This is a genomic window from Catellatospora paridis (assembly GCF_009720365.1).
Lineage (GTDB): Bacteria > Actinomycetota > Actinomycetes > Mycobacteriales > Micromonosporaceae > Catellatospora > Catellatospora paridis.
Window position 1 is genome coordinate 1 of the sequence record NZ_WBZD01000038.1, and the last position, 15,398, is coordinate 15,398.

Here is a 15,398-nt window from a genome sequence, read left to right on the forward strand (position 1 = left end):
GCCCGCCGGTCCGGCCGGGCGCCGCGGCACCGGGACGGCCGGGGACCGCACCGGGATGCTCGCGCGGGGGCTTGCGCTCCGAGAACCCGTCGAAGCGGTCGGGGTTCTGCGGGGGTTCGGGTGCGCGGCGCCGGCCTGTCCCGTCGGCGGCTCCCGTCCGACTTGGTGACTCAGAGTTATGGGCACTGTCGCGTAGTGACCCGTGCCGACCGGCGCCCGTGTCCCCGGGTAAGCGGGGACCGGGCGTGTCTCGGTCGCGCGGGTCACGACGGGAAGATGGCGGCCAGTCCCCCGAACCGGTGCCGTAGCCGTGAGCCATGTCGCACAGCGTAATGGACGACACAGTCGCCAATAACCCTGCGGCCGTCGAGTCCGTCCGTTCGGGGGAGAATGTGCGGGTGGGCGAGCATTACTTCACTGCAGATCCGGGCGCGTCGGCGCGCCCGCGCGAGGTCTTTTTCACCATCGAGGGACAGGAGTACGACCTGGTAGCAGCGGGTGGTGTGTTCTCCGCCACCCGCCTCGACCCGGGCACGACGGTGCTGCTGAAGAAGGGCGAACTGCCCGCGCCGGGCACCGCCGGAAATTTTCTGGACCTGGGCTGCGGGTACGGCCCGATCACCATGGTGCTGGCCACCCGGGCTCCGCTGGCCGAGATCTGGGCGGTCGACGTCAACTCGCGCGCCCGCGACCTCACCGAGGAGAACGCGCAGCGGCTGAAGGTGGCCGACCGGGTGCACGTCGCCGAGCCGGACGGGGTGCCGGCCGACGTCGAGTTCGCGCAGATCTGGTCCAACCCGCCGATCCGGGTCGGCAAGGAGGAACTGCACCAGCTGCTGCTGCGCTGGCTGCCGCGACTCGCCCCGGACGGCACGGCCTGGCTGGTCGTCGCCAAGCACAAGGGCGCCGACTCGCTGCAGCAGTGGCTGGCCGCCCAGGGCTGGCAGGCCGACCGGCACGCCAGCGGGTCGGGTTTCCGGGTGCTGAAAGTGACTCGCCCCCGGCCGGTCTGATCAGGCAGTATTCCCGCGTGGGATACGTGGATGTGGCCGGCGTGGCGTACACGCTGCCGGACGGGCGCGAACTCTTCTCCGACGTGTCGTTCCGCGTCGGCGAGGGGGCCAAGGTGGCGCTGGTCGGCCCGAACGGGGCCGGCAAGACGACGCTGCTGCGGATGGTCTCCGGCGACCTGCCGGTGCCCACCGGCGGCATCGCGCGCTCGGGCGGCCTCGGCGTGATGCGCCAGTTCATCGGCATGCTGGGCTCCTCGGCCGCGACCGGGGTGCCCGGCGGGGCCGAGATGACGCTGGCCGAGATGGCGCTCGGGCTGGTCGAGCCGCGGCTGCAGGCCGCGGGCGCGCGCCTGGTCAAGGCGGAGCAGGCCATGCGGGTGGCGGATTCGCGGGGCAAGCTGACCAGCAGCGCCCAGCAGGCGCAGCTGCGCTATGCGGAGGCGCTGTCGGCGTTCGGCGAGGCCGGCGGGTACGAGGCCGAGGTGCTCTTCGACACCGTCGCCACGCTCATCCTGAACCTGTCCTGGGACGAGTGCCGGGACCGGCCGGTGCGCACCCTGTCCGGCGGCCAGCAGAAGCGTTTCGCGCTGGAGCTGCTGCTGCGCGGCACCGACGAGGTGCTGCTGCTCGACGAGCCGGACAACTTCCTCGACGTGCCCGCCAAGCGCTGGCTGGAGCAGCGGCTGCGCGAGTCGAAGAAGTCCGTCCTCTACGTCTCGCACGACCGGGAACTGCTCAACCAGACCGCCGACCGGGTGGTCGCGGTGGAGGGCGGCAGCGCCTGGACGCACGTCGGCTCGTTCGCGTCGTGGCACGAGGCGCGGGTCGCCCGGCACGACAGCATGGAGGAGCGCCGCCGCCGCTGGGACGAGGAGCACGAGAAGCTGCGCACGCTGATGCTGATGTACAAGCAGAAGGCGGCGTACAACGACGGCCTGGCCTCGCGTTACCAGGCTGCGCAGACCCGGCTGCGCAAGTTCGAGGAGGACGGCCCGCCGCCGCTGCCGCCCAAGGACCAGCAGATCCAGATGCGGCTCAAGGGCTCCCGCACCGGCAAGCGCGCCGTCATCTGCGAGCAGCTGGAGCTGGAGAACCTGACCTTCCCGTTCGACCTGGAGCTCTGGTACGGCGACCGCCTGGCGGTGCTCGGCGCGAACGGCACCGGCAAGTCCCACTTCCTGCGCCTGCTGGCGCAGCAGGCGCACGGCGGCGAGGACTCCGGGCGCTCGGCCGACGGCGCGACACACGCGAAGGTCAAGCACACCGGCGTCGTGCGCCTCGGCGCGCGGGTCGTGCCCGGCCACTTCTCGCAGACTCACGACCGGCCCGACCTGGCCGGCAAGGAACTGATCGACATCCTGTGGCGCGGTGACACACACCGGCCGTCGCTGGCCCGCGAGGCGGCCTACAAGGTGCTCGACCGCTACGAGCTGGCCAAACAGGCGGAGCAGCGCTTCGGCACGCTGTCCGGCGGCCAGCAGGCCCGCTTCCTGGTGCTGCTGCTGGAACTGAGCGGCATCACCCTGCTGCTGCTCGACGAACCCACCGACAACCTCGACCTGGCCAGTGCCGAGGCTCTGGAACAGGGCCTGCTCGGCTTCGAGGGCACCGTCGTGGCGGTCACCCACGACCGCTGGTTCACCCGCGGCTTCGACCGCTTCCTGCTGTTCCAGGCCGACAACGAGGTGGTGGAGACCCCCGAGCCCGTCTGGGACGTCCGCTGACCGCTGCCCCGTGCGATGTTGGCACGTTTCCGGCGATCGGTGGCATCCGTGCCACTCGTCAAGATCGGCATGGCCCACGATGATGATCACATGAACGACGCACCCCTCGGCCGTGCCGCCGCCCTCCACATCCTGGCTACCGGATACACCACGTCGACCGGCCCCGGCGTGGCCGCGACCGTCTCCCTGGTCCTCGACGGCGACCTGCGCATCGTGTTCGACCCGGGCATGGTCGCGCATGCCTCGGTCATCCCCGATGCGCTCGCCGCGCTCGGGCTGGAGCCGTCCGACGTCACCGACGTCGTGCTCAGCCACCACCACCCGGACAACGTCATCAATGCCGGGCTGTTCACCGCGGCGCGCATGCACGACCACAAGGCGATCTACCGGGGTCACGAGTGGACCGACCGGGACGCCGAGGGCTACGTGTTCTCCGACTCCGTACGGCTGATCAGCACGCCGGGCCACAGCCACGAGGACATCACCCTGCTCGTCGGCACGCCGGAGGGCGTCGTGGCGCTCGCGGGCGACCTGTGGTGGCGGGCGGACGGGCCGGCCGACGACCCGGTCGCGCCGGACCGCGACCAGCTGCGGGCCAGCCGGGAGCGCGTGCTGGCCGTGGCCGACCTCGTGGTGCCCGGCCACGGTGCGCCGTTCACGCCGGACGGCACCACTCCCCGCTAGCCCGGTGGACGGCGGCTGTCACGGGAGGGCGCATCCCATTCACCGATGAGAATCGATAGGGTATGGGCATGGCGCTGGGGAGACTCCATCTGATCACCGACGGCAGGCCCGGCAGGGATCCGGTCGCCCTGGTGCGGGCCGCGTTGCGCGTGGCCACGCCCGACCTGGTCATCCAGTTCCGGCCGGCGGACGACTGGACCGACCGGCTCGCGTACGAGCTGGCCAACCAGATCGTCGCGCTGTGCCGCCCGGCCGGGGTCCCGGTGCTGGTCAACGACCGGCTGCACGTCGCGCTCGCGACCGGGGCCGCCGGCGGCCACGTGGGCGCGGACGATCTGCCGGTGTCGGCGGCCCGGCGGCTGCTCGGCCCGGCCGCAGTGCTCGGCGCGACCTCCCGGCTGCCCGCGACCGCCCTGCGCGCGGTCGGCGACGGGGCCGACTACCTGGGAGTCGGCCCCTGCTATGCGACGTCCTCGAAGGACGGTCTGCCGGTGTCGATCGGCCCCGAGGGCCTGCGTGCGGTGGCCCGGCAGTGCGCGGGCACCCCGATCATCGCCATCGGCGGCATCACCGCCGCCCGCGTGCCCGAGTTGCGGGCAGCCGGAGCCCATGGGGTCGCCGTCATCGGCGCGGTCTCCGACGCCGCCGACCCGTCCTATGCCGTCGCGGAGCTGCTCGCCGCCGTCGCGTCCTGAAGCGACGCCGGAGGGTGTCCGGCGTGCCCAGGACACGTGCCGGGCGCGCCGTCGCGACGCGGGCCGGGTGTGGCGAGGGTCGCGGCGGGCCGGGCACGGGTTGCCTCGAGGTGCGGACGGGGTTACGCTCCCGACAGTCGTCACAGACGGCAACACACCTGTAACGCGTGAACCACATTGAACCAAGAACCCCACGGGAGCCCGGTGAACCGGGCTGAGAGGGGAGCTGATCCTCGCTCCCGACCGTAGAACCTGATCCGGGTAATGCCGGCGCAGGGAGGAGGCCGCGGTGGCACCCCTTTCCGTATCCGTCGTCGGCGGCGGCATCATCGGGCTCAGCATCGCCTGGGAGTGCGCCCGCCGCGGGCACGCCGTCACCGTGCACGACCCCGATCCCGGCCGCGGCGCGTCCCATGTCGCCGCGGGCATGCTGGCCCCGGTCGGGGAGTCCTACTTCGGCGAGCGGGAGCTGACCGCGCTGCTGCTGGAGTGCGCCCGGCGCTGGCCGGGGTACGCGGCGGAGCTGGCCGCGGCGACCGGGCACGAGCTGGGGCACCGGACCGAGGGCACGTTGCAGGTCGGGCTGACCGCCGACGACCTCGCGCAGCTGCGCCGGCTGTGGACGTACCAGCGGGAACTGGGCGCGGAGGTGGTCGCGCTCGACGGCGACGGGCTGCGCGAGCGGGAGCCGCTGCTGCACCCGCGGGCACGGGGCGTGCTGGTCGAGTCGGATCACCAGGTCGATCCGCGCCGGGTGGTGGCCGCGCTGTGCGAGCTGGTCCCGGTGCGCCGGGAAGCCGTACGCAGGCTGTCCGATCTCGACGCCGACGTGGTGGTGCTCGCCGCGGGCTGCGCCAGTGCCGCGCTGGGCGGGCTGCCGGTGCGGCCGGTGCAGGGCGCGGTCCTGCGGCTGCGCGGCCAGGCCGCGCCGCGCCACGTCATCCGGGGGTACGCCGACGGCCACGCCGTCTACGTGGTGCCCCGCCGCGACGGGGAAGTGCTGGTGGGGGCGACGGTCGAGGAACGGGCCGACGGCCACGCCACCGCGGGCGGCGTACGCGACCTGCTCCGCGCGGCCACCGACCTGGTGCCGGAGCTGGCCGAGCACGCACTGGTCGAGGTGTCGGTGGGACAGCGGCCCGGCACCGCCGACAACGGACCGATCGTGGGCGAGCTGGCACCCGGTGTGCTGGTCGCCACGGGGCACTACCGGCACGGCGTGCTGGCCGCCCCGTACACCGCGTCAGCCGTCGCCGACCTGGTCGACGGCGCGACGCTGCCCCTGCTGTGGGAACCCTTCACCCCGCAGCGCCTGACCGCCGGAGGTATCGAATGATCACCGTGGTCGTGAACGACACACCCCGCCCCACCAAGCGCGGCGAGACCGTCGCCGACCTGATGGCCATCCTCGACGTGCCGTCGCGCGGCGTCGCCGTCGCGGTCAACGGCGAGGTCGTGCGACGCGCCGACTGGCCCGCGCACCGGCTGCTCGACGGGGACCGGGTCGAGGTCCTCACCGCGGCGCAGGGCGGCTGACCGGCATGGACGACCGGTTCGTACTGGGCGGAGTCGAGTTCGGCTCCCGGCTCATCCTCGGCACCGGCGGCGCGAGCAGCCTGCACTCGCTGGAGCAGGCGCTGCTGGCGGGCGGCACGGAGCTGGTCACCCTGGCGCTGCGGCGCATCGACCCCGGCCTGCCGGCCGGACTGCTCGACGTGCTGGAGCGCTGCGGGGTGCGGCTGCTGCCCAACACCGCGGGCTGCTACACCGCCGCCGACGCGGTGCGCACGGCGCACCTGGCGCGGGACGCCTTCGACACCGACTGGATCAAGCTGGAGGTGATCGGGGACGACCGCACGCTGCTGCCCGACGCCGTCGAGCTGCTGCGGGCGGCCGAGCGGCTGGTCGACGACGGGTTCACCGTGCTGCCGTACACCACCGACGATCCTGTCCTGGCCCGGCGGCTGGCCGACCTGGGCTGCGCCGCGGTGATGCCCGCGGGCGCGCCGATCGGGTCGGGGCTGGGCATCTCGAACCCGCACCACATCGAGCTGATCCGGGAGGCCGTACGCTGCCCGGTCATCCTCGACGCCGGGATCGGCACCGCCAGCGACGCGGCCCGCGCGATGGAGCTGGGCTGCGACGCGGTCCTGCTGGCCAGCGCGGTGACCCGGGCCGCCGACCCGGTGGCGATGGCCACCGCGATGCGCCACGCGGTGCTCGCGGGACGCCTCGCGTCGCAGGCCGGGCGCATCCCGGTGCGCCGCCACGCGCTCGCCTCCACGGCCGCGGACGGGCTCCCGACATGGTGACCGGGCCGCGTTCCGGCGCGGTGCGCGGCGTGGTCGTGGTGACCGACCGCCGCCAGGCGGCCCGGCCGCTGGTCGACGTGGTCGCCGGGGCCGTGACCGGGGGCGCGCGGATCGTGCTGCTGCGGGAGAAGGACCTGCCGCGCACGCAGCGCCTGCGGCTCGCGGCGGCCCTGCGCGAGCTGCTCCGCCCCGTCGGTGGGCTGCTCATCGTGGCCGGTCAGGACACCCTCGACGGGGAGGCGCTGCACCTGCGCGCGGGCGCGGTCGGCCCGCTGGGGCGGCCCCGGCTGCTGGGCCGCTCGTGCCACGACGAGGCGGAACTCGACCGGCTGTCCACCGAGGACTACGTGACGCTGTCGCCGGTCTTCCCCAGCCGCAGCAAGCCCGGTCACGGCCCGCCGCTCGAACCTGCCGGGCTGTGCCGCCTGGCCGCCCGCGCGGGCCGTCCGGTACTGGCGCTGGGCGGGGTCGAGACACCCGAGCTGGCCGCGGCCTGCCGTGACGCCGGGGTCGCCGGGGTGGCCGTGATGGGCGCGGTGATGCGGGCCGCCGATCCCGCGCAGGCGTACGCGCGGCTGCGTGCCGCATGGGACGGCGTGTGCGACGGATCATCGCGCGACGGCGGGAGAGTGCTGGCATGAGCGAACGCAGTGAGCGAGTCAGCAGGTTCGGCGATGCCGTTGACGAGCGCAGCGAGGAGATGGCATGAGTGAACGCAGTGAGCGAGTCAGCAGGTTCGGCGTTGCCGTTGACGAGCGCAGCGAGGAGATGGCATGACCACTCCCTACTTGGTCCTCACCATCGCCGGCTCGGACAGCAGCGGCGGCGCGGGCATCCAGGCCGACCTGAAGACCTTCGCGGCACTGGACTGCTACGGCGCGAGCGTCATCACCGCGGTGACCTCGCAGAACACCAAAGTCATCACGGACGTGCACCCGATGCCGCCCACCGTGGTCGCCGCGCAGCTCGGCGCGATCCTCGACGACATGCCGGTGGCCGCGGTGAAGGTCGGCATGGTCGCCAGCGGGGAGATCGCGGCGACCATCCGGGCCCGCGCCCGCAACGGCGAGCTGCCGAAGATGGTGCTCGACCCGGTGCTGACCGCGTCGACGGGGCGGCGGCTGGGCGTGGTCAGCGCGATCGAGCGGCTGCTGCCGTACGCGACCGTCGTCACGCCCAACATCGACGAGGCGTCGGCGCTGCTCGGCTGGCAGGTCAGCACCCCCGCGGACATGGCCGGCGCGGCGGCGCAGATGGCCTCGCACGGCCCGGCCTGCGTCGTGGTGACCGGTGGCGACCTGGGCGGTCCGGAGGTCGTGGACGCGGTGTGGACCGCCAACGGGGCGCGTTTCCTGCGCTCGCCGCGCGTGGAGACACCGAACGACCACGGCACGGGCTGCACCTTCTCGGCGGCGATCGCGGCCCGGCTGGCGCACGGCTACCCGGTCGACGACTCGATCGCCTACGCGAACCGCTACGTCCGCTCGGCGCTGCTGGCGGCGGCGGAGTGGCGGCTCGGCAGCGGAGCCGGTCCGCTGAACCATTTTCCCCGCCTGTAGCTCAAGGAGGCAGCAACATGAGGCGCAAGGTCTACGTATCGGGGTCCCGCCCCGACATCCAGGTGCCGTTCGCCGAGGTCGACCTGACCGACGGCAGCACCCCGGTCCGGCTCTACGACACGTCCGGTCCGGGGGTCTTCGACCACCTGCCGCGGACGAACTGGGTGGCCGACCGCAGGCTCCACGGCGCGCCGGTCACCCAGCTCGGCTGCGCCCGGGCCGGGATCGTCACGCCGGAGATGGAGTACGTGGCCGTGCGCGAGGGCGTCACGCCCGAGCTGGTGCGGGACGAGATCGCGGCCGGCCGGGCGGTGCTGCCCGTGAACGTGAACCACCCCGAGGTCGAGCCGATGATCATCGGTAAGGCGTTCCTGGTGAAGGTCAACGCCAACATCGGCACCTCCGCGGTCACCTCCGACGTCGCGGAGGAGGTGGAGAAGCTGACCTGGGCCACCCGCTGGGGCGCGGACACGGTGATGGACCTGTCCACCGGCCCGCGCATCCACGAGACCCGCGAATCGATCATGCGCAACTCGGCCGTGCCGATCGGCACCGTGCCGATCTACCAGGCGCTGGAGAAGGTCAAGGGCGACCCGCTCAAGCTGACCTGGGAGATCTACCGCGAGACCATCATCGAGCAGGCCGAGCAGGGCGTCGACTACATGACCGTGCACGCGGGCGTGCTGCTGCGCTACGTGCCGCTGGCGGCGGACCGGGTCACCGGCATCGTGTCGCGCGGCGGCTCCATCATGGCGGCCTGGTGCCTGGCCAAGCACCGGGAGAACTTCCTCTACACCAACTTCGAGGAGCTCTGCGAGATCTTCGCGAAGTACGACATCACCTTCTCCCTGGGTGACGGGCTGCGTCCCGGCTCGATCGCCGACGCCAACGACGAGGCGCAGTTCGGCGAGCTGCGTACGCTCGGCGAGCTGACCGAGCTCGCGTGGCGGCACGACGTGCAGGTCATGGTCGAGGGACCGGGACACGTGCCCATGCACAAGATCAAGGAGAACGTGGACCTGCAGCAGGAGGTGTGCCACGAGGCGCCCTTCTACACGCTCGGCCCGCTGACCACCGACATCGCCCCGGCCTACGACCACATCACCAGCGCCATCGGCGCCGCGATGATCGGCATGTACGGCACCGCGATGCTCTGCTACGTCACGCCCAAGGAGCACCTGGGGCTGCCGGACCGCGATGACGTCAAGGCGGGCGTGATCGCGTACAAGATCGCGGCGCACGCCGCGGACCTGGCCAAGGGGCACCCCGGCGCGCAGGACTGGGACGACGCGCTGTCCAAGGCCCGCTTCGAGTTCCGCTGGGAGGACCAGTTCAACCTGTCCCTGGACCCGGAGACCGCGCGCTCCTATCACGACGCGACCCTGCCCGCACCCGCCGCGAAGACCGCGCACTTCTGCTCCATGTGCGGCCCGAAGTTCTGCTCCATGCGCATCAGCCAGGAGCTGAAGGAGTACGCCGCGAAGGGCATGGCCGACAAGTCCGCCGAGTTCGTCGCCTCCGGCGGCCAGGTCTACCTCCCCCTCGCCTGACCACCGCCGCTTGATCATCCGACTTGCCTGGCACCCGTGCGTATCTTGAGGCCGGATACGACCAGGTGCCAGGCAAGTCGAATGATCTGCAGGGGTCCGACGCAACCTGATGGGGTGTTCGGGCGTGTCTGGTTCCATCGGTGGAATCCAACACGGGGAGAGCCCATGCGAACGATCACGAACCACACGTCCACTCCCGACATCGTGCGTGGCACGCCGGGCCGGGGGATCCGCCGTGCCTCGGTCGCCTGCCTGCTCGGCGCGCTGGTGAGTGCCGGGCTGCTCGGCTGCGACCCGGCCGCGCCGCCGCAGACCTCACCGCCGCAGGCATCGTCGGCGCAGGCATCGCCGACGGGGGCCGGGGCGGGCGGCACCGTGGCCGCCTCGCCGTCGGCGCCACCGGTCGGGCTCACCGAGCTGCCTGATGCAGCGTTCCTCGTCCCCGCCGACCTTGGCACCGGATTCCGGGTGCTGACCGACGAGCCGATGGGCGACGGCTTCGAATACAGCCTCGACTACTGCCGACGCAACGGGCAGTGGGACGGCACGCCGGAGGGGCCGAGCGGATCGTCGATGTCGGCGAAGACCGCGCGGCAGGTGGTGTTCGCGGGCCCGGACAGTTTCCTGTCGCTGCAGTGGATCTGGGCGCTGCCCTCCGTCGACCAGGCGCGTCAGGCGATGGCCCACGCGCGTGCCGGGTTCGAGCACTGCGCCGTGGTGAAGCTGAACGGGGCGACCGACACCTTCACGATCCTGAAGTCGGGCTTCGCCGGGGACGAGTCCATGCTGGTCCGGCACGGTGAGCGGCACCTGCTGCTGTTCGTGCGTGCGGGCGCGGCGTACGCCTCGGTGGACCTCGCTCGCAGCTTCGACGCGGCGCGCGCCGAGGCGCTCGCGGACCTGGCCGTACAGCGGATCTGCGACGCGACGCCGACCTGCTGAACCTGGCCGACCCGTGCGGCGGTCGCCGCACGGGTCAGAGGACGCCGGGGCGGCGGGGGGCCAGGGCGACGATGGACGAGGCGATCAGGCCGACCACCACGGCGATCATCGCGCCCAGGTAGGCGTCGGCCTGGTCGGTGAGCGCGCGGGAGATGCCGGGGCCGCCGATGACGTACGCCATGGCGACCGGCAGCGGGCCGACCGCCCCGGACAGCGCGATCAGCAGCCGCGACCTCCCGCCGTGCCGGGCGATCAGCGCACAGGCCAGCGCCACCAGCAGGGCGATCACGGGCATCGAGAACGAGGCCCGGGGGATCGGCTGCAGGCCGCTGATGTCGAGCACGCCCAGCCGCATCGGGTCGTAGTACTCGCCCAGCGCGTCGCGGTTGCGGCCGAACCCGGTGGTGTCCAGGTAGGACACGATCGCCAGCAGCCACACCAGGCCGGTGCAGGTCCACAGGTTGGCGGCCAGCGGGATGCGGCCCACCGCCAGCAGGGCGACGAACAGGCCCGCGACGACTCCGGCGGCCACCGCGATGGCGGCGGTCAGCTCCGGGTCGAAGGTCGCGCTGAGTTTGGCGTACTGCACCGGTTGCAGCGTCAGCGGGAAGGCGGCCGCGGCCGCGCCCAGCGCCGCGGCCAGGGCGGTCGCGATGCGCACCGCGGCGCCGATGCGGCGGCGGTCCCGCAGGGCCAACCCGGCCGCGAAGGTGGCCCCGCCGGCCACGGCGACGATGATGAACCACACCACCCAGGTCAGCTGGAGGTTCCAGTCGTTGTCGGTGCCCGCGGTGAACTCGCGGTCCAGCCGTAGCACGTCGAGTCCATAAACGACGCCGAACTGAGCGGCCGCGACCAGCGCCGCCATGCCGAACGCCGCCGCCAGCAGCCTGCCCCAGAAACGCATCACGCGGGGACCATACGTCCGTTGGCGGTTTCAGTCCACCGGCAGCCGGTAGCCCCTTTTGACCACCGTCTGGACGAACGCGGGATCGCCGAGACCGGCCCGCAGCCGGGCCACGGCCATCTCGACGGCGTGCTCGTCGGCGCCGCGCGGCAGCGCGGGCAGCAGCGAGGCCCGCGAGCGCACCTTGCCCGGCATCGAGGCCAGTGCCCGCAGCACCGCCATCGGGGCCGGGGCCAGCGGGCGCAACTCGCCGTCCACCATCGCCGCGTGGCCGCGCAGGGTCAGCTGGTGCTCGGCGACCTGCAGCGTGACCGCCCGCCGGGGCAGCTCGTCGGCGATCGCGCGGACCAGCGCGCCGAGCCGGGCCCGCGCCGGGGCGATGACCGGGATGCCGTGCCGGATCAGCGGCGCGGCCGTCACCGGCCCGACGCATGCGGCGATCACGTCGGCCCGCAGCGCCTCCAGGACCGCGTCCCCGCCCGGCCCAGCGGCCGCCAGCAGCGCGCCGACGGCCGGGGCCGAGGTGAACGTGATGGCGTCGACCAGGCGGTTCGACACGAGGTCGACCAGCCGGTGCAGCGGGGCCGAGTCCAGCGGCGGCGCCCAGCGGTAGACCGGCACCTCGATGACCTCGGCGCCGGCGGCGCGCAGCGACGCGCAGAACTCCGGCTGCTGGTCGCCGTGCAGCTGCACGGCCACCGTCTGCCCGCCCACGCCGCGCTTGAGCAGGTGGGCCAGGCACTCGTCGCAGCTCTCCGAGTCCGGCGACCACTGGTCGTGCAGGCCCGCCGCCCGCACCGCACCGCGCGCCTTCGGGCCGCGGGCCACGATGTACGCCTCGGCCAGCACCGCCCGCAGCGGGTCGGCCAGACCCCAGCCCTCGGCGGCCTCCAGCCAGCCGCGCATGCCGATGCCGGTGTTGGCGACCACCACGTCGGGCGGCGTGTCCAGGCAGCGCCGCGTGGCCTCGCGCAGCTGGGAGTCGTCGTGCAGCGGCACGATGCGCAGCGCGGGGGCGATGACGACCCGCGCGCCGCGCCGTTCGAGCAGCGCGGCGAGCTCGTCGCGCCGCCGGTCGGCGGTGACCCCGACGGTGAATCCCGCGAGTTCGCTCATGATCGGGTCTCGCCGGGTGCGGTCATGGCCTTTCCACAGCCACTTCGACCACGTCGCCGTTGCGGCGGATGGGATACGTCGGCACGGCCACCCCGCTCACGTCCAGGCACTCGCCGGTACGCAGGTCGTACACCTGCTTGTGCAGCGGGGACGCGACGGTGGGGGCGTCGCCGCGGGTGCCGACGATGCCGCGCGACATCACCTGCGCGCCCGCGATGGGGTCGCGGTTGCTGATGGCGTGGAGCTCGCCGGAGAAGGTACGGAAGATCGCGATCTGGACGCCGTCGACGAGTGCGGCGACCCCGCGCTCGGCCTCCAGCCGGGCGTACGAGCAGATCGCCGTCCAGGTGACGGTCATGGTCGCCGTGGTCATCGGGCACCTCCCAGGGTTACCGGCACCGGACCCCGGGCAGGGATCTTCTGCCCGCGCTCGACCTCGAAGCTGATGTCGGGGTCGGGCGTGCCCGGCGCGTTGACGAACGAGACGAAGCGTGCGAGGCGCTGCGGGTCCTGCAGGGTGGCCTGCCACTCGTCGGCGTACGACCCGACGTGCCGGGCCATCTGCGCGTCGAGTTCCTCGCACAGTCCCAGCGCGTCGTCGACGATGACGGCGCGCAGGTGGTCGAGACCGCCCTCCATCGCCTCCAGCCAGGCAGCGGTGCGCTGCAGCCGGTCGGCGGTGCGGACGTAGTACATGAGGAACCGGTCGATGGTGCGGATCAGCTCCTCGGTGGTGACGTCGGTGAGGAACAGGTCCGCGTGCCGGGGCCGGAACCCGCCGTTGCCGGCGACGTACAGGTTCCAGCCCTTCTCGGTGGCGATGATGCCGAAGTCCTTGCTGCGGGCCTCGGCGCACTCGCGGGCGCAGCCGCTGACCGCGGACTTGAGCTTGTGCGGGGCGCGCAGGCCCCGGTAGCGCAGTTCCAGCTCGATGGCGAGGCCGACGGAGTCCTGCACGCCGTACCGGCACCAGGTCTCGCCGACGCAGCTCTTCACCGTGCGCAGCGCCTTGCCGTAGGCGTGCCCGGACTCGAAGCCCGCGTCCACCAGCCGGTGCCAGATCTGCGGCAGCTGCTCCACCCGCGCGCCGAACAGGTCGATGCGCTGGCCGCCGGTGATCTTCGTGTAGAGCCCGAAGTCGCGGGCCACCTCGCCGATCACGATCAGCTTCTCTGGGGTGATCTCGCCGCCGGGAATGCGCGGCACCACCGAGTACGTGCCGTCGCGCTGGATGTTGGCCAGGAAGTGGTCGTTGGTGTCCTGCAGCGCGGCTTCCTCGCCGTCGAGGATGTAGCCGTTGTTGACGGCGGCCAGGATCGACGCGATCGCGGGCTTGCAGATGTCGCAGCCGCGGCCGGTGCCGTGCGCGGTCACCAGCTCCGTGAACGAGCGGATGTTGCGCACCCGGATGATGTCGAACAGCTCCTGGCGCGAGTACGTGAAGTGCTCGCACAGCGCCTTGGACTGCACCACCCCGCCCGCGGCCAGCAGTTGCTTGAGCAGCGGGATGCACGAGCCGCAGCCGGTGCCCGCCTTGGTGCACGCCTTCAGGCCCGGCACGTCGGTGCAGCCGCCGGCGATGGCGTCGGTGACGTGGTCCTTGGTCACCGCGTGGCAGGAGCACACCTGCGCGGTGCCGGGCAGTTCGGCTTTCGCCGACCCGTCCCCGGCCGGGGCGAGCAGCGCCAGCGGCGGTGCGGGCAGCGGCCCGCCGAGCGAGGCCCGCAGCGTGGGGTACGCGCTGGCGTCGCCGACCAGGATGCCGCCGAGCAGGGTCTTCGCGTCGTCGGTGAGCAGCAGCTTGGCGTACACGCCGGTGACCTGGTCGGTGACGACCACGTCGAGCCCGTCGGCGAACGGGGCGCCGAAGCTGGCCACGTCCACGCCGAGCAGCTTGAGTTTGGTGGAGGTGTCGGGGCGGGCCATCGTCGCCTCGCCGCCGGTCAGCCGGTCGGCGACCACCTCGGCCATCGCGTAACCGGGCGCGACCAGGCCGTAGCAGACCCCGTCGGTCTCGTCGAGGGACAGCGCCGCGCACTCGCCGATCGCCCACACCGCCGGGTCGGCGGTCGCGCACGCGGCGTCGACCGTGAAACCACCACGCGGGCCGCGGACCAGACCGGACGGCTCGGCCAGCTCGTCGCGGGGCCGGATGCCCGCGGCGACCACGACCACGTCCACGTCCAGCGAGCCGCCGTCGTTGAACAGCATCCGGCGTACGCCGCCGGCGTCGCCTTCCAGGCCCGCGCAGCCGCGCCCGGTGTGCACGGCGACGCCCAGCGCCTCGATGTGCCGCTTGAGCACCGCGCCGCCGCCCTCGTCCACCTGCAGCGGCATGAGCCGGGGCGCGAACTCGACGACGTGCGTGGTGATGCCGAGCAGCTTCAAAGCGTTCGCGGCCTCCAGGCCGAGCAGGCCGCCGCCGAGCACCGCGCCGATCCGGCGGCCGCCCGCGGTCGCCCAGTCCTTCAGCGCCGCGAGGTCGTCCAGGGTGCGGTAGACGAAGACGCCGGGCAGGTCGGCCCCGGCGATCGGCGGCACGAACGCCCGCGAGCCGGTGGCCAGCACCAGCGCGTCGTACGGCGTCTCGCCGGAGGCGCTGTGCACGACCCTGCGGGCACGGTCGATCCCGGTGACGGCCTCGTTCAGCCGCACCGCGACCCCGTGGGGCGCGCCGCCCAGGTGCAACGCCCCGGCGTCGTAGTCGTCGAACCAGGCCGACAGCCGCACCCGGTCGTACGCCGGACGGTCCTCCTCGGCGAGCACGGTCACCGACCAGCCGTCCGCGGCCCGCTCCGCGAACGCCTCCAGGAAGCGCTGCGCCACCATGCCGTACCCGGCGACCACAAGTCTCTTCATGCCGTCACCTCGCTGCGCTCGGCTCCGACATGTTCTT

15 protein-coding genes and 1 riboswitch are annotated in these 15,398 nt (G+C 73.0%); of the genes, 11 read left to right on the plus strand and 4 right to left on the minus strand.

Annotated elements, in window-relative coordinates; genetic code table 11:
- Positions 1-398: 398 nt before the first annotated feature.
- From F9C41_RS36195 to F9C41_RS36245, 11 genes are all read left to right on the plus strand, one after another.
- Positions 399-1,013: a class I SAM-dependent methyltransferase gene (locus F9C41_RS36195; protein ID WP_230690272.1), complete on the plus strand. Its 615-nt coding sequence runs from the start codon at positions 399-401 to the stop codon at positions 1,011-1,013.
- A gap of 17 nt (positions 1,014-1,030) precedes the next feature.
- Entirely contained in the window at positions 1,031-2,737 is a 1,707-nt protein-coding gene (locus tag F9C41_RS36200) for an ABC-F family ATP-binding cassette domain-containing protein (protein ID WP_155391362.1), read from the plus strand.
- A gap of 90 nt (positions 2,738-2,827) precedes the next feature.
- Positions 2,828-3,421 (plus strand): MBL fold metallo-hydrolase, encoded by a 594-nt coding sequence (locus F9C41_RS36205; protein WP_155391363.1) that lies wholly within the window; start codon positions 2,828-2,830, stop codon positions 3,419-3,421.
- Between the two features lie 68 nt (positions 3,422-3,489).
- Positions 3,490-4,116, plus strand: a complete 627-nt coding sequence (gene thiE, locus F9C41_RS36210; protein ID WP_230690273.1) for a thiamine phosphate synthase — start codon at positions 3,490-3,492, stop codon at positions 4,114-4,116.
- Between the two features lie 183 nt (positions 4,117-4,299).
- Positions 4,300-4,412: riboswitch (TPP riboswitch) on the plus strand.
- Entirely contained in the window at positions 4,406-5,452 is a 1,047-nt protein-coding gene (gene thiO, locus F9C41_RS36215; RefSeq protein ID WP_155391365.1) for a glycine oxidase ThiO, read from the plus strand. (Overlaps the previous riboswitch by 7 nt.)
- Positions 5,452-5,652, plus strand: a complete 201-nt coding sequence (gene thiS / locus F9C41_RS36220) for a sulfur carrier protein ThiS (protein WP_407924775.1) — start codon at positions 5,452-5,454, stop codon at positions 5,650-5,652. Before thiO ends, thiS begins: the two co-directional genes overlap by 1 nt.
- Before the next feature lie 5 nt (positions 5,653-5,657).
- Positions 5,658-6,428, plus strand: a complete 771-nt coding sequence (locus F9C41_RS36225) for a thiazole synthase (RefSeq protein WP_155391367.1) — start codon at positions 5,658-5,660, stop codon at positions 6,426-6,428.
- Positions 6,425-7,069: a thiamine phosphate synthase gene (locus F9C41_RS36230; protein WP_407924776.1), complete on the plus strand. Its 645-nt coding sequence runs from the start codon at positions 6,425-6,427 to the stop codon at positions 7,067-7,069. The genes F9C41_RS36225 and F9C41_RS36230 overlap by 4 nt, the downstream gene beginning before the upstream one ends.
- Positions 7,070-7,201: 132 nt before the next feature.
- The gene (gene thiD / locus F9C41_RS36235) at positions 7,202-7,987 is read left to right on the plus strand and encodes a bifunctional hydroxymethylpyrimidine kinase/phosphomethylpyrimidine kinase (protein WP_155391369.1); all 786 of its coding nucleotides are present in this window, start codon (positions 7,202-7,204) and stop codon (positions 7,985-7,987) included.
- 17 nt (positions 7,988-8,004) lie between these two features.
- On the plus strand, positions 8,005-9,537 hold the full coding sequence (gene thiC, locus F9C41_RS36240) for a phosphomethylpyrimidine synthase ThiC (protein ID WP_155391370.1): 1,533 nt from the start codon (positions 8,005-8,007) through the stop codon (positions 9,535-9,537).
- Between the two features lie 165 nt (positions 9,538-9,702).
- Positions 9,703-10,479, plus strand: coding sequence for a hypothetical protein (locus F9C41_RS36245; RefSeq protein ID WP_155391371.1), 777 nt, complete (start codon positions 9,703-9,705; stop codon positions 10,477-10,479).
- 34 nt (positions 10,480-10,513) lie between these two features.
- Here the strand turns inward: F9C41_RS36245 and F9C41_RS36250 are convergent, their stop codons facing one another.
- From F9C41_RS36250 to nirB, 4 genes are read right to left on the minus strand one after another with little or no spacing between them, the layout of a single operon-like run.
- Positions 10,514-11,389, minus strand: coding sequence for a hypothetical protein (locus tag F9C41_RS36250; protein ID WP_155391372.1), 876 nt, complete (start codon positions 11,387-11,389; stop codon positions 10,514-10,516).
- Between the two features lie 27 nt (positions 11,390-11,416).
- Complete coding sequence (locus F9C41_RS36255) at positions 11,417-12,505, minus strand: uroporphyrinogen-III synthase (RefSeq protein WP_155391373.1); 1,089 nt, start codon at positions 12,503-12,505, stop codon at positions 11,417-11,419.
- A 19-nt stretch (positions 12,506-12,524) separates the two neighbouring features.
- A complete protein-coding gene (gene nirD, locus F9C41_RS36260) occupies positions 12,525-12,875 on the minus strand; it encodes a nitrite reductase small subunit NirD (RefSeq protein ID WP_155391374.1) in 351 nt (116 codons plus the stop codon).
- Complete coding sequence (gene nirB / locus F9C41_RS36265; protein WP_155391375.1) at positions 12,872-15,361, minus strand: nitrite reductase large subunit NirB; 2,490 nt, start codon at positions 15,359-15,361, stop codon at positions 12,872-12,874. The genes nirD and nirB overlap by 4 nt, the downstream gene beginning before the upstream one ends.
- Between the last annotated feature and the right edge of the window lie 37 nt (positions 15,362-15,398).